The sequence below is a fragment of the Streptomyces albiflavescens genome, from assembly GCF_014645835.1.
GTDB lineage: Bacteria > Actinomycetota > Actinomycetes > Streptomycetales > Streptomycetaceae > Streptomyces > Streptomyces albiflavescens.
Genome location: NZ_BMMM01000009.1, coordinates 293,970 through 307,693, shown reverse-complemented (window position 1 = coordinate 307,693; position 13,724 = coordinate 293,970). Strand labels below are relative to the sequence as shown.

The window sequence follows — 13,724 nt, the reverse complement described above, 5'->3', positions numbered from 1 at the left end:
CATGACCATGAGTCGTACGAGCGGGACTGACAGGGCGAAAGAGCGACTGGTCGTGATCGGCGGTGACGCGGCGGGCATGTCCGCCGCGTCACAGGCGCGCCGGCTGCGGGGGCCGGACGAGCTGGAGATCGTGGCGTTCGAGCGGGGGCACTTCACGTCCTACTCCGCATGCGGCATCCCGTACTGGGTGGGCGGCGACGTCCCCGAGCGGAACCAGTTGATCGCGCGGACGCCCGAGGAGCACCGGGAGCGCGCCATCGACCTGCGGATGCGTACGGAGGTCACCGGGATCGACGTCGCGGGCGCCCGCGTGCGCTCCCGGGACCTCGAATCCGGGGCCGAGGAGTGGACGTCGTACGACAAGCTCGTGATCGCGACCGGCGCGCGCCCGATCCGCCCCGACCTGCCGGGCGCCGACGCGCCGGGCGTGCACGGCGTCCAGACCCTGGACGACGGGCAGGCCCTGCTCGACACGCTGGCGGCGACGGAGGGCCGCCGGGCGGTGGTCGTGGGCGCGGGGTACATCGGCGTGGAGATGGCCGAGGCGCTCATCAACCGCGGGTACGAGGTGACGGTCGTCAACCGCGGCAAGGAGCCGATGTCCACGCTCGACCCGGACATGGGCCGCCTGGTGCACACGGCCATGGAGGGCCTGGGCATCATCATGGTCAACGACGCCGAGGTCACCAAGCTGCTGACCGGCGAGGACGGGCGGGTCCGGGCGGTGGCCACGGAGGACGCCGAGTACCCGGCGGACGTGGTCGTGCTCGGCATCGGCGTACACCCCGAGACGACGCTCGCCAAGGCGGCCGGGCTGCCCCTCGGCGACCACGGCGGGCTGCTCACCGATCTGGCGATGCGGGTGCGCGGCCACGAGAACATCTGGGCCGGCGGCGACTGCGTCGAGGTGCTCGACCTGGTCTCCGGGCGCGAGCGGCACATCGCGCTGGGCACGCACGCCAACAAGCACGGGCAGGTCATCGGTTCCAACGTGGGCGGCGGGTACGCCACCTTCCCCGGTGTCGTCGGCACGGCGGTGAGCAAGGTCTGCGACCTGGAGATCGCCCGCACCGGGCTGCGCGAGAAGGACGCGCACCGGGCGGGCCTGCAGTTCGAGACCGTCACCGTCGAGTCGACCAGCCGTGCGGGCTACTACCCGAACGCCGCCCTCATGACGGTGAAGATGCTCGCCGAGCGCCGCACCGGACGGCTGCTCGGTGTACAGATCGTCGGCCGCGAGGGCGCGGCGAAGCGCGTCGACATCGCCGCGGTCGCTCTGACCGCGAGCATGACGGTGGAACAGATGACAGCACTGGACCTGGGTTACGCGCCCCCGTTCTCACCCGTGTGGGACCCCGTGCTGGTCGCCGCCCGCAAGGCGGTGGCGGCGGTACGCAGGAACCCCGCGTAAGGGGAGCACCCCAACGGGGTTGCGGGGCCGCGACATTGTGCGGCTCCGCCGCGTGCGCGCGACCAAGGACGGCCCGCGGTTTTCCGCGGACCTACGGGGCGGACCTACGCGGATTCGTGCTGCCCGGTCCCGTTGATCCGGTCGATGGCCTGCCGGGCCTGCTCCGCGGGCGGTCGCGCCGGCAGCGACGACACCGACGCCGGCGCGGCGACCGCGGGCGGCGACTGCGCCGGCTTCGCGTGAGCCGCCGGCCGCGCGGACCGCAACCGGTGGCTGACGGCCTCGTCGAGCGTCACCGGACGCTGCAGACGCGCCGCGAGCCGGCCCGCCTCCTGGCCGAGCGCGGCGACGTCCTCCCAGGGCAGGTGCAGCACCAGGGCGATCTCCGCCTCACCGTCGGGCAGGGCATGCATCGGAGGAGTAACTCGCTCGTTCATCGCCTGTGTCCTCACGTCTTCCTCGCGTCGCGTCTTCGTCGCGGCGCGGGCGGTTGAGGAGACATACGCACGCGGGGACGGCGGCGTTCAGTGACGGCGCATCGAGGGCACTAGTTCCTTGTGGTCATACCCGTCCATGACGTGAACCCGGTACGGCGCACGCCCTTTGTGACGTACGCGCTGATCGCCGCCAACGTTCTCGTGTTCCTCTACACCCCCGGCATCGCCGGATCGGTGGCGGGCGACAGCGGCCTGTCCCAGCTGTGCCATCTGCAGGCGTTCCTGGACCACTACGCCGCGGTGCCACAGGAGTTGATCCACCATCAGATGCCGCGCCTCGTACCCACGGGCGACGTCGGTCTCGGCCCGCACGGGGCCGGCTGCGTGGTGGGCCCGCCGGACTACGACAAGTCGCCGCCGCTGTCGGTGTTCACGGCGATGTTCCTGCACGGCAGCTGGCTGCATCTGCTGGGCAACATGCTGTTCCTGCTGATCTTCGGCAACAACATCGAGGACCGCATGGGACATGTGCGGTTCACGCTGTTCTACGTGGCCTGCGGCTACGCGGCGGCGTACGGCTACGCGCTGTTGAACGAGGACTCCGGCGACCCCCTGATCGGCGCCTCGGGAGCGATCGCCGGCGTCCTCGGCGCCTACCTGGTGCTCTACCCGAAGGCCAGGGTCTGGGTCCTCGTCCCGTTCCTGATCTTCCTGCCGCTGCGGCTGCCCGCATGGATGGTGCTGGGCTTCTGGTTCGTGCTGCAGGCCGTGTACTCGTCCGGCGGCGGCGTCTCGACCGCGGGAACGGTGGCGTATGCCGCGCACGTGGTCGGCTTCCTCGCCGGCATGCTGCTCGCCTGGCCGCTCCGCCCGGGCACCCCGCCCCCACCGGAGCCGCGCAGCCTGCTGTGGGGCAGGCGGGCGCGGCCCAGCTGGTGACAGCGGCGGGAGGTCAGCGCGCGGTCTGCGTGTGGACGTACTCCACGAGCCGGGTCAGCGCGTCCGGGTCAGTGGTCGGCAGGACGCCGTGGCCGAGGTTGAAGACATGGCCTTCGAGACCGGCGGCGGCGTCGAGGACCTCGCGGGTCTTGGCCTGGACGGCCTCGGTGGTGGAGAAGAGGACGGCCGGGTCGAGGTTGCCCTGGAGGGCCTTGCCGGGGCCGACGCGGCGGGCGGCCTCGTCGAGCGGGACGCGCCAGTCGACGCCGACCACGTCCGCGCCCGCCTCGCCCATGAGGCCGAGCAGCTCACCGGTGCCGACGCCGAAGTGGATGCGCGGGACGCCGTAGGAGGCGACGGCCTCGAAGACCTTGGTGGACGCGGGCATCACCGAGCGGCGGTAGTCGGCGGGTGCCAGGGCGCCGACCCAGGAGTCGAAGAGCTGGACGGCGCTGACGCCCGCCTCGATCTGCACCTTCAGGAAGGCGGACGTGATCTCGGCGAGGCGGTCGAGCAGGTCGGCCCACAGCTGCGGGTCGCCGTACATGAGCGCCTTGGTGTGCTCGTGGTTCTTGGACGGACCGCCCTCCACGAGATAGCTCGCGAGGGTGAAAGGCGCGCCCGCGAAGCCGATGAGGGGGGTGGCGCCGAGTTCGGCCGTGAGCAGGCCGATCGCCTCGGTGACGTAGCTGACGTCCTCGGGGGTCAGATCGCGCAGCTGGGCCAGATCGGCGCGGGTACGGATCGGATTCTGGACGACGGGGCCGACACCCGGCTTGATCTCGAGGTCAATGCCGATGGCCTTCAGCGGGACGACGATGTCGCTGTAGTAGATCGCCGCGTCCACGTTGTGCCTGCGCACCGGCTGGAGCGTGATCTCGGCGACCAGCTCGGGCCGCATGCAGGACTCCAGCATGGGGATGCCCTCGCGCACCTTGAGGTACTCGGGCAGCGAGCGTCCGGCCTGCCGCATGAACCACACCGGCCTGTGCGGCACGGGTTCGCGCCTGCACGCCTTGAGGAAGGCGGACTCGTACGTGGCTGTCGGCTGCTGCCCGGCGGGGCTGTGGTTGGCACTCACGACGGAAAGTCTCGCACGGCCGACCGGCGCCCCATTCCGGGGGCAGCGTGGCGAAGGGACGCGAGGCCGGTGACATCGTGCGGCTCCGTCGCGCGGGCGCGAGCGGCCGGGGACCACCCGCAGCGCCCCACACGACCGGACCCCGGGGACGAACCGCCCACGGCCACACCCGGTCAACGTCACGAACACGGCGAAACCGAGCCGTTCCCGCCGAACCGTCGGAGGCACGGGTGTCTCTCCCTGCGCGGAGCCTCCGTTCCCCTTAATCTTCCCCGCATGGCTGCGGCTCAGGGACGACTGTCGGACGGCGCTGGCGGAATGGACGACGCGAAGGAGGGGGAGCGGGATGCGACGGAGACGGCTCCGCTGCCCTTCCGGGCAGCCGTCGAAGCGCTGAGGGCCGCGCGGCTGCGGCCGGAGATCGAGATCGACCCGACGCGCCCGCCGCAGCGCCTGGCCCCATACGCGTACGCGCTGGAGGCCGCGGTCGTCGCGGACGACGAGGATCTGGCCGACGGCCGGCTCGTGCTGCTGCACGACCCGGCGGGGCACGACGCCTGGCAGGGTTCCTTCCGCCTGGTAACCCTGGTCCGCGCGGAGCTGGAGCTGGAGATGGCCGCCGACCCGCTGCTCCCGGAGGTCTGCTGGTCGTGGCTGACCGGCGCACTCCAGGCCCGTGGTCTGTCGTACGGCGAGGCGAGCGGCACGGTCACGCGCGCGAGCTCGCACTACTTCGGCGGCCTCGCTGAGCGCCCGGCCGCCTCCCAGATCGAGATCCGGGCGTCGTGGACCCCCCGGGAGGGCCTGGGCGGCGTCCCGGACACGGCCACGCACCTCGCGGCGTGGTGCGATCTGCTGTGCCAGGTCGCCGGGCTCCCGCCGGTGACCCCGGGCGACGCGTCGGTGGTCTCCCTTCCGCAGCGCCGGGGACCGCAGTCCCGCTGACGTCACCGTGGCCGCAGTGCCGCTGACGTCACCGTGGCCGCAGTCCCGCTGACGTCACCGTGGCCGCAGTGCCGCTGACGTCACCGTGGCCGCAGTCCCGCTGACGTCACCGTGGCCGCAGTCCCGCTGACGTCACCGTGGCCGCAGTCCTGCTGACGTCGCCGTGCCCGCGGTCCCGCCGAGTCCAGGAGAGCAGCGGTAGGCGCGGACCCGCACGGCGACTCGCGCACCCCTCGCCGACTCTTACCGGTTCTTTGTCGATACGGCCACTTTCGGCCGCGTATTGACGCGGAGCGACTCGGTTCGATCTTCGGATGATCGATCGCGTGTCCGAATTGCACGGATTGTTACTCACCAAATCGTGATCATTCTCTAAAGGACGAGGGGTTTGGTGCCGAAGAGGTCTGTGACCTTGAAAGCACGGTTCGTCGCGGCTCCATCCCCATAGCCGCTCCCGTCCCGCACCCCAGGAGGCCTGGTGTCCGTTCTCCTCGAGCAGCCCGCAAGCCTGGTCGCCTACCGCCCGAACAAGCCGACCGCCATGGTGGTCGTGGCCGACCCCCGGGTCCGCTCCACCGTCACCCGCCATCTGTGGGCGCTCGGAGTGCGCGACGTCATCGAGGCGTCGTCCGTCGCGGAGGCCCGCCCCCGAATCGGCAACCCGCGCGACATCTGCGTCGCCGACGTCCACCTGCCGGATGGTTCCGGCCTCACCCTCCTTTCCGAGACCCGAGCCGCGGGCTGGCCCAACGGCCTCGCCCTCTCCGCCGCCGATGACATCGGCGCCGTACGCAACGCCCTCGCGGGCGGCGTCAAGGGCTACGTCGTCACCGGCACCCGTACGAACGTCGGGCTCCCCACCCGGCCCGGCGCCGCACCCATCGGCTCGGCCGCCGCCCGTATGCACCGCCGCCCCCCGGGCGCCCCGAGCCACCCGGGCGGCTACCGCGAGCTGTCCGGCCGCGAGGTCGAGGTCCTTCGCCTGGTCGCGGAGGGCCAGTCGAACAAGGCCATCGGCGTCTCCATGGGCCTGTCCGCGCTGACCGTCAAGAGCCACCTCGCCCGCATCGCGCGCAAGCTCGGCACGGGCGACCGCGCCGGGATGGTGGCGGTGGCCCTGCGCACCGGGATCATCCACTGAATCCACTGAATCCACTGAATCCACCGAGCTGAATCCACCGAGCCCGGGGGGACAACCGATTCCACCGACCGCAACGAGCCCCCACCGACCGTGAGCCGCGCCCTCCCCCGACCGTGAACCGGAACTTTCACCGACCTGACTGGTTTACGACCCTCAGACGCCCGTCGACGGAACGTTCCGTCGGCGGGCGTTGTCCATACACAGATACCCTTGACAGGTGACCGACGCCCAAGAGACCGCAGCAGACAGCTCACTGCGCACCACCGGAGGCGCCCCTCCGGACGACGTCGAATCGGCGCCGATCCCTTTGCTTGAGCCCCGAGACGGCATCCCGCCCGTAATCGCCGACGACGCCTCGCTCGCCGAGGTGATCGCCGCCTTCGCCGCCGGATCCGGCCCCGTCGCCGTCGACGCCGAACGCGCGTCCGGGTACCGATACGGCCAGCGCGCCTATCTGGTGCAGCTGCGCCGCGAGGGAGCGGGGACCGCGCTGATCGACCCCGTCGCCTGCCCCGATCTGTCGGGCCTCGGCGAGGCGATCTCCGGAGTGGAGTGGGTGCTGCACGCGGCCACCCAGGACCTGCCGTGCCTGCGCGAGATAGGCATGGTGCCGACGCGGCTCTTCGACACCGAGCTGGCCGGACGCCTCGCCGGGTTCCCCCGCGTGGGCCTCGGCGCGATGGTCGAGAGCGTGCTCGGCTTCGTACTGGAGAAGGGGCACTCCGCCGTCGACTGGTCGACGCGGCCGCTGCCCGAGCCGTGGCTGCGCTATGCGGCGCTCGACGTGGAGCTGCTCGTCGACCTGCGCGACGCCCTGGAGAAGGAGCTCGACCGGCAGGGCAAGCTGGAGTGGGCCCGGCAGGAGTTCGACGCGATCGCGCAGGCCGAGCCCGCGCCGCCGCGCAAGGACCCCTGGCGCCGTACCTCCGGAATGCACAAGGTGCGCCGCCGCCGGCAGATGGCGGTCGTCCGGGAGCTGTGGGAGACCCGGGACCGGGTCGCGCAGCGCCGGGACATCTCGCCGGGCAAGGTGCTCGGGGACGCGGCCATCGTGGAGGCCGCACTCTCTCTTCCGGCCAACGTGCACGCGCTCGCCGCGTTGAACGGGTTCGGGCATCGGATGGGGCGGCGTCAGCTGGAGCAGTGGCAGGCCGCGGTGGACCGTGCCAAGGCGCTGCCGGAGGCCGAGCTGCCGCAGCCGGGGCAGCCGGTGACCGGGCCTCCGCCGCCGCGCGCCTGGGCCGACAAGGACCCTGCCGCCGCCGCTCGGCTCTCCGCCGCGCGCGCCGCCGTGTCGGTGCTGGCCGAGCAGCTCAACATGCCGCAGGAGAATCTGATCACTCCGGACACGGTGCGGCGGGTTTGCTGGGAGCCTCCGCAGCAGGTGGACGCCGATTCGGTGGGCGCCGCGCTCGTCGGCTACGGGGCTCGGCCCTGGCAGGTCGAGCAGGTCACGCCGGTTCTGGTGGCCGCGCTTTCCGTGAAGGCCGCCAAGAGCTGAGCGCCGGGCCGCCGTGAGGGGTTCAGCCTGCGGCGGCTGCGGGTTGTTCCGGGTTGCTCGCGCCCACGCGGCGCAGCCGCACGACGGCACCGGCCCCGCGCCCCCGACGGGGCGCGGGGCTCGCCTATTTCGTCGCGCCCCGCATGAAGCCGTTGTAGTCGCGCCCCTCATGAAGCCGTTGTAGATGAAGCGCTGCAGGAGCAGGAAGACGACCAAGGTCGGCAGGATGACGAGCACCGCGCCCGCCGAAATCGTCTCCCAGTGCGCGCCGAAGGACCCCATGAAGCGGAACAGCGACGTCGAGATCACGCCAAGATCCTCGGACGACATGGAGAGGAACGGGATGGAGAAGTCGTTGTAGACCGTGATCCCCTTGACGATCACCACCGTCGCGATCGCGGGCTTCAGCAGCGGGAAAATGATCTCCTCACGCCTCGGGCGACGGGGGTTCCCCGCTGCTCCGGCGGAGCCGAGAGCTTGAAAAATGTGGGCACAGCGTGCGGCGCCGGGTGCCTTCTGAGACGCGGCGGGGTGTGTGACGTTCGCCGCTCCGGCCGGGGGGACTGGGCAGCTACGTTACCCGTAAGTAGCATGGGTCCTGAGCGCGCGCTCAGCGCTTGCGCATCGCAGCAGTGCCATCCCGCATCTGGAGGAGAGCCATCGTGCCTCGTACCGTCAGGGACGTCGTCTTCGTCGACGGCGTCCGCACCCCGTTCGGCAAGGCGGGCCCGAAGGGCATCTACCACGAGACCCGCGCCGACGACCTCGTCGTGAAGGCCATCCGGGAGCTGCTGCGCCGCAACCCCGGCCTGGACCCCAAGAAGATCGACGAGGTCGCCATCGCCGCGACCACGCAGATCGGTGACCAGGGTCTGACGCTGGGCCGCACGGCCGGCATCCTCGCCGGACTCCCCCAGTCCGTCCCGGGCTACTCCATCGACCGCATGTGCGCGGGCGCGCTGACCGCCGTCACCACCACGGCCGGCTCGATCGCCTTCGGTGCCTACGACGCCGTCATCGCCGGTGGTGTCGAGCACATGGGCCGCCACCCGATGGGCGAGGGCGTGGACCCGAACCCGCGGTTCGTCAGCGAGAAGCTGGTCGACGAGTCCGCCCTGTTCATGGGCATGACCGCCGAGAACCTGCACGACCGTTACCCGACGATCACCAAGCAGCGCGCCGACGAATACGCCGTGCGCTCGCAGGAGAAGGCCGCCAAGGCGTACGCCGACGGCAAGATCCAGCAGGACCTGGTGCCGATCTCGGTACGCCGGACGAACGCCGAGGCGGGCGAGACGGGCTGGGGCCTGGTCACCGCCGACGAGCCGATGCGCCCGGGTACGACGCTGGAGAACCTGGCCGGTCTGAAGACGCCGTTCCGCGTCCACGGCCGCGTCACGGCCGGTAACGCCGCCGGTCTGAACGACGGCGCCACCGCCTCGATCATCGCGAGCGAGGACTTCGCCCGCGAGAACAACCTGCCGGTCAAGATGCGTCTCGTCTCGTACGCCTTCGCGGGCGTCGAGCCGGAGGTCATGGGCTACGGCCCGATCCCGGCGACGGAGAAGGCCCTCGCCAAGGCGGGGCTCTCCATCGAGGACATCAACCTCTTCGAGATCAACGAGGCCTTCGCCGTCCAGGTGCTCGCCTTCCTGGAGCACTACGGCATCGCCGACGACGACGCGCGCGTGAACCAGTACGGCGGCGCCATCGCGTACGGCCACCCGCTCGCCTCCTCCGGCGTCCGTCTGATGACGCAGCTGGCCCGCCAGTTCGAGGAGCAGCCGAACGTCCGCTACGGCCTGACCACCATGTGCGTCGGCTTCGGCATGGGCGCGACGGTCATCTGGGAGAACCCGCACTTCGACGGAGGCGACAAGTGAGCACCACCACCGCTGAGCTTCTGAAGGGCGCGGCCGAGCTGTTCCCGGACGAGGTCGTGACGTCCGCGCACGTCCGCCACCTGGACCTGCCGTTCGGCGCCGGGCGCTTCGCGCTCATCACGCTGGACAACGGCTTCGACCACACCAAGCCGACCACCTTCGGCCCGGCCTCGCTGGCGAACCTCAACACCGCCATCGACCAGGTCGAGGCGGAGGCCGCGGCCGGCGAGATCGTCGGCGTCGGCATCACCGGCAAGCCGTTCATCTTCGCGGTCGGCGCCGACCTCAAGGGCGTCGAGCTGCTCAAGAAGCACGAGGACGCGCTCGCCATCGGCAAGGGCGGCCACGAGGTCTTCAAGCGCCTCGCGGGCATCGCGGTCCCGACCTTCGCGTACTACAACGGCGCGGCGATGGGCGGCGGCGTCGAGGTCGGTCTGCACTGCACGTACCGCACGGTGTCGAAGGCCCTGCCGGCCTTCTCGCTGCCCGAGGTCTTCCTCGGTCTGGTCCCCGGCTGGGGCGGCTGCACGATCCTGCCGAACCTGATCGGTGCGGAGAAGGCCGTCTCGGTGATCATCGAGAACTCGCTCAACCAGAACAAGCAGCTCAAGGGCCGGCAGGTCTTCGACCTCGGTATCGCCGACGCGATCTTCGAGGGCGCGGACTTCCTGGAGCAGTCGCTGCTGTGGACGGCGTCCGTCCTCAAGGGCGACATCACCGTCGAGCGCCCGGAGATCGACCGCGGCGAGGCCTGGGACCAGGCCGTCGCCAAGGGCCGTTTCATCGCCGACGGCAAGGTGCACGGGGCGGCTCCGGCCGCGTACCGCGCGCTGGACATCATCGCCGCGGCCAAGGACGGTGACCTGCAGAAGGGTTACGACGCCGAGGACGTGGCGCTCGCCGACCTGATCATGGGTGGCGAACTGCGCTCCGGTATCTACGCGTTCAACCTGGTCCAGAAGCGCGGCAAGCGTCCGGCGGGTGCGCCGGACAAGAGCCTGGCGCGTCCGGTCACCAAGGTCGGCGTCGTGGGCGCGGGCCTGATGGCCTCGCAGCTCGCCCTGCTCTTCCTGCGCCGCCTGGAGGTGCCGGTCGTGCTGACCGACATCGACCAGGAGCGCGTCGACAAGGGTGTGGGCTACGTCCACGCCGAGATCGACAAGCTGCTCGGCAAGGGCCGTATCAACCAGGACAAGGCCAACCGCCTGAAGGCCCTGGTCTCCGGTGTCCTGGACAAGGCCGAGGGCTTCGCGGACGCGGACTTCATCATCGAGGCCGTCTTCGAGGAGATCGGCGTCAAGCAGCAGGTGTTCGCGGAGGTCGAGGCGGTCGCTCCGGCGCACGCGATCCTTGCCACCAACACCTCCTCCCTCTCGGTCACCGAGATGGCGTCGAAGCTGAAGAACCCCGAGCGGGTCGTCGGCTTCCACTTCTTCAACCCGGTCGCGATCCTCCCGCTGCTGGAGATCGTGCGCGGTGAGGCCACCGACGACGCCTCCCTCGCCACGGCGTTCGCCGTCGCCAAGAAGCTCAAGAAGACGGCGGTTCTGGTGAAGGACGCCCCGGCGTTCGTCGTCAACCGCATCCTGACCCGCTTCATGGGCGAGATCCAGAACGTCATCGACGAGGGCACGCCGGTCGAGGTCGCCGAGAAGGCGGTCGAGCCGCTGGGTCTGCCGATGTCGCCGCTCGTGCTGCTGGAGCTGGTCGGCCCCGCGATCGGGCTGCACGTCTCGGAGACCCTCAACCGGGCCTTCCCCGACCGTTTCACGGTCTCCCCGAACCTCGCGGCCGTCGTCAAGGCGGGCAAGCGCGGCTTCTACGTGTACGACTCCGGGAAGCCGGAGCTCGACCCCGAGGTGGCCGCTCTCCTCGAGCAGGGCGATGTCGTCCTGACCGAGGAGCAGGTCCGTGACCGCGTCCTGGACGCCGTCGCGCAGGAGATCGGGCTCATGCTCGACGAGGGTGTCGTCGCCGAGGCGCAGGACGTCGACCTCTGCCTGATCACCGGCGCGGGCTGGCCCTTCCACCTGGGTGGGATCACTCCCTACCTGGACCGTGAGGGTGTCTCCGAGCGTGTGAACGGGAAGCGGTTCCTGGAGGCGGGGGTGGCTTCCGTCCCCGCGTAAGCGCTCCGCTGTGTTTGTCGGGTGCCCTGCACGCCTGCCCGGTGTGCAGGGCACCCGGCGTTTCGTGCTGGGCGAAAGAAACTTCCCTCATACCGGGCGCCACGCCTCCAGTGCCAGTCCCGGTTCGTCCTTCCGTCGGGTGAGGAGCAGTTCCCCACTCCCCGGGGAGAGGCTCGCCGCCACCACCCTCCCGTCCTCGTCCTCCCCCAGTGACACCCGGGCGTCGGCGGGGAGTTGAGGGCCCGACTCGGCCCACCAGGCGCCCGCCGACTCCTGCTCCGTCGGGTACGCGGCGAAGACGACGCGTCCGCTCGCCGAGCGCTGGGCGAGCAACGTGCAGTCGTGGCCGTCGAGTTCGCAGCGGATGGCGGACACGGGGCCGGGCCCCGCGACGGCGAGCAGCGGCACCGGCTTGCCGCCGGGGCGCCAGGCGCACAGGTCGCCGGACTCGTCGGTGAAGAAGAGAGTGGTGGACTCCGGGGAGGTGGCGAGGGCTCGGAGGGTGCCGGGGCGTACCGGCGTCTCCAGCGCCTCCTCCAGGACCGGCTGCGCGCCCGGCTCCTCCTGGCGCCAGTGCAGGATGCCGCCCGGGACTGCCGCGTACAGTTCGACGCGTCCGGACTCGCCCGTCACCGCCGCGAGGTCTTCCTGCACCTCACGTCCCTTGAGGTCGCGCCAAGGGTCCCAGCCGCCCTTCTCCTTCTGGGCGAGCATGCTCACTCCGCCGCCCTTGTTGCGTACGAAGACATGGGCGCGCCCCTGCGCGTCCGCCGCGACAGCGGGTGTGCCGGTCCGGCCGCCCGTCCTGTCGGGATGCCCGATCGGGTTCCAGTCGAGGGCGGCGAGGCGCGGCCGGAAGTGCGTGGAGTGCACGAGGCCCGACTCGTCACGGACCGTCGGGCGCCAGGAGACGAGGTGGGCGTAGCCGTCGGGGCCCTGGCCCAAGGCCAGCACGGGATGCAGGCGTTGGTCGCCGCCCACGGTGCGCGGAGGGTCCCAGGGGCCGCCGGGGCCGCGCTCGGCCCGGCATAGGACGGCGGCCTCCGACAGCAGGTAGACACTGAGCCTGCCGTCGCGGCCGCGTAGGAGCCAGTCGCCGTTCACCGGTTCACTTTAGTCGGGGGCGGACGGGGAGCCGAGGCCCTCCCCCGAGCTCTCGAGTTCTCCCCGGCGCGAGGACCCTCATCGCCCGCTCACAGGCGCTTGGCGCTGCGGAACAGCTCGGCGTAGAAGCCGTTTCCGTCGATGCGGGAGACACCGCCCTTGTCCCCGATCGTCGGGCCGTTCTGCTCCTTGCGGCTGGAGACGAAGACCTTGTGGCCCTCGGTGTCCAGCCCCAGGTAGAGGCCGACGTGGTCGATGTGGTCGGCGGTGCGGTGGTCCATCTTGAAGAACAGCAGGTCGCCCGGCTGCAGCGTGTCGATGTTCTTCGGGCGGGTGTACCAGGGGGAGGGGCCCTGGAGCTTGATGATGTCGACGCCGACCTTGGAGCGGGCCATGCCGTTGGCCGAGCGGGGCAGGCCGTCGCCGAGGGTGTCGGTGGCCATCAGCGGGTAGCGGGACCGGTAGCCCCACACCATCCGCATGAAGCCGGAGCAGTCCAGCGCGCGGTAGCGCTCCGTGCGCGGCTCCATCGTGGTCCCGTTGCGGAAGGTGTACGGGATGCCGAGGTAGTCGTAGAAGTCGTTCTGCTCCAGGCGGTCCACACCGTCCGCCTTGTACGGGCCGAACACCGCGTCGCCCTCGTACGGCACGCCCGCGGAGTCCTTCTTCACCGGCGAGCCCTGCACGTACTGGAAGGCGATCGCGAAGACGTCGTCCTCCTGGCTGCCGTAGTACTGCTTGAACCAGTCCTTGAACCACTGCTGGTTCTGGGCGCCCTTGGTCCAGGGTTCCGGCATGAGACGGACCCAGTCGTCGGTGACCACCTTGGTGCTGGTGTTGGCCGGTTCGGTGAAGGTGCGGGACGAGCCCTTGAGGGTGGCCGTGCGGGCGCCGTCGGTGAAGGTGGCGATGACCGCGCCCTTGGCGTCGCGCAGCACGGAACGCGCCGGGTCGTTCAGCCGCTCCCAGGTCTGCTTGCCGGTCGCCTTGCCCGAGTTCTGCAGGGCGTTGTCGGTGACCGTCTGGGCGGCCGGGACCTTCGCCTGGTCGTCCTTGCGCAGTTCGTACGTGAAGTACGCGCTGCCCGCGAGCAGCGCGAGCACCGTCGCCGCGTGGACGACGGGGCGGCCTTTGCGCTTCGGCATGGTGAGGG

The 13,724-nt window shown here is 70.9% G+C and carries 11 protein-coding genes and 1 pseudogene; 7 read left to right on the top strand and 5 right to left on the bottom strand.

The window, feature by feature from the left end; all coding sequences use genetic code 11:
• Position 1 precedes the first annotated feature (1 nt).
• Positions 2–1,411 carry an FAD-dependent oxidoreductase gene (locus IEY95_RS25100; protein ID WP_189188366.1) on the top strand — a complete coding sequence of 470 codons (1,410 nt, stop codon included), beginning with the start codon at positions 2–4 and terminating at the stop codon, positions 1,409–1,411.
• Positions 1,412–1,515: 104 nt separating this feature from the next.
• Here the strand turns inward: IEY95_RS25100 and IEY95_RS25095 are convergent, their stop codons facing one another.
• Entirely contained in the window at positions 1,516–1,848 is a 333-nt protein-coding gene (locus IEY95_RS25095; RefSeq protein ID WP_189188365.1) for a hypothetical protein, read from the bottom strand.
• Between the two features lie 120 nt (positions 1,849–1,968).
• Here IEY95_RS25095 and IEY95_RS25090 point away from each other — a divergent pair, with 120 nt between their 5' ends.
• Entirely contained in the window at positions 1,969–2,787 is an 819-nt protein-coding gene (locus IEY95_RS25090; RefSeq protein ID WP_189188364.1) for a rhomboid family intramembrane serine protease, read from the top strand.
• Between the two features lie 13 nt (positions 2,788–2,800).
• Here the strand turns inward: IEY95_RS25090 and hemE are convergent, their stop codons facing one another.
• Entirely contained in the window at positions 2,801–3,868 is a 1,068-nt protein-coding gene (gene hemE, locus IEY95_RS25085) for a uroporphyrinogen decarboxylase (RefSeq protein ID WP_189188363.1), read from the bottom strand.
• 276 nt (positions 3,869–4,144) lie between these two features.
• Between hemE and IEY95_RS25080 the strand changes: the two genes are divergently transcribed.
• From IEY95_RS25080 to IEY95_RS25070, 3 genes are all read left to right on the top strand, one after another.
• Entirely contained in the window at positions 4,145–4,813 is a 669-nt protein-coding gene (locus IEY95_RS25080; RefSeq protein ID WP_189188362.1) for a DUF3000 domain-containing protein, read from the top strand.
• Between the two features lie 478 nt (positions 4,814–5,291).
• Positions 5,292–5,954, top strand: coding sequence for a response regulator transcription factor (locus IEY95_RS25075; protein WP_019073943.1), 663 nt, complete (start codon positions 5,292–5,294; stop codon positions 5,952–5,954).
• Positions 5,955–6,171: 217 nt separating this feature from the next.
• A complete protein-coding gene (locus tag IEY95_RS25070) occupies positions 6,172–7,455 on the top strand; it encodes a ribonuclease D (RefSeq protein WP_189188361.1) in 1,284 nt (427 codons plus the stop codon).
• Between the two features lie 156 nt (positions 7,456–7,611).
• Here IEY95_RS25070 and IEY95_RS49200 read toward each other — a convergent pair.
• A pseudogene (locus IEY95_RS49200) lies at positions 7,612–7,881 on the bottom strand (carbohydrate ABC transporter permease); the annotation flags it as partial.
• Positions 7,882–8,117: 236 nt separating this feature from the next.
• Here IEY95_RS49200 and IEY95_RS25065 point away from each other — a divergent pair.
• Together IEY95_RS25065 and IEY95_RS25060 are read left to right on the top strand one after the other, a co-directional pair.
• Positions 8,118–9,338, top strand: coding sequence for a thiolase family protein (locus IEY95_RS25065; RefSeq protein ID WP_189188360.1), 1,221 nt, complete (start codon positions 8,118–8,120; stop codon positions 9,336–9,338).
• Positions 9,335–11,467, top strand: coding sequence for a 3-hydroxyacyl-CoA dehydrogenase NAD-binding domain-containing protein (locus IEY95_RS25060; protein WP_189188359.1), 2,133 nt, complete (start codon positions 9,335–9,337; stop codon positions 11,465–11,467). Before IEY95_RS25065 ends, IEY95_RS25060 begins: the two co-directional genes overlap by 4 nt.
• Before the next feature lie 87 nt (positions 11,468–11,554).
• Here IEY95_RS25060 and IEY95_RS25055 read toward each other — a convergent pair whose 3' ends face one another.
• Positions 11,555–12,571: a PLL family lectin gene (locus IEY95_RS25055; RefSeq protein WP_189188358.1), complete on the bottom strand. Its 1,017-nt coding sequence runs from the start codon at positions 12,569–12,571 to the stop codon at positions 11,555–11,557.
• Positions 12,572–12,660: 89 nt separating this feature from the next.
• Complete coding sequence (locus IEY95_RS25050) at positions 12,661–13,716, bottom strand: NlpC/P60 family protein (RefSeq protein WP_189188357.1); 1,056 nt, start codon at positions 13,714–13,716, stop codon at positions 12,661–12,663.
• Positions 13,717–13,724 lie beyond the last annotated feature (8 nt).

What these genes read in the sequence shown, in the direction of transcription:
- IEY95_RS25100 (WP_189188366.1), top strand. Translation starts at nt 2, where the DNA reads ATGACCATGAGTCGTACGAGCGGGACTGACAGGGCGAAAGAGCGACTG.
- IEY95_RS25095 (WP_189188365.1), bottom strand. Translation starts at nt 1,848, where the DNA reads ATGAACGAGCGAGTTACTCCTCCGATGCATGCCCTGCCCGACGGTGAG.
- IEY95_RS25080 (WP_189188362.1), top strand. Translation starts at nt 4,145, where the DNA reads ATGGCTGCGGCTCAGGGACGACTGTCGGACGGCGCTGGCGGAATGGAC.
- IEY95_RS25050 (WP_189188357.1), bottom strand. Translation starts at nt 13,716, where the DNA reads ATGCCGAAGCGCAAAGGCCGCCCCGTCGTCCACGCGGCGACGGTGCTC.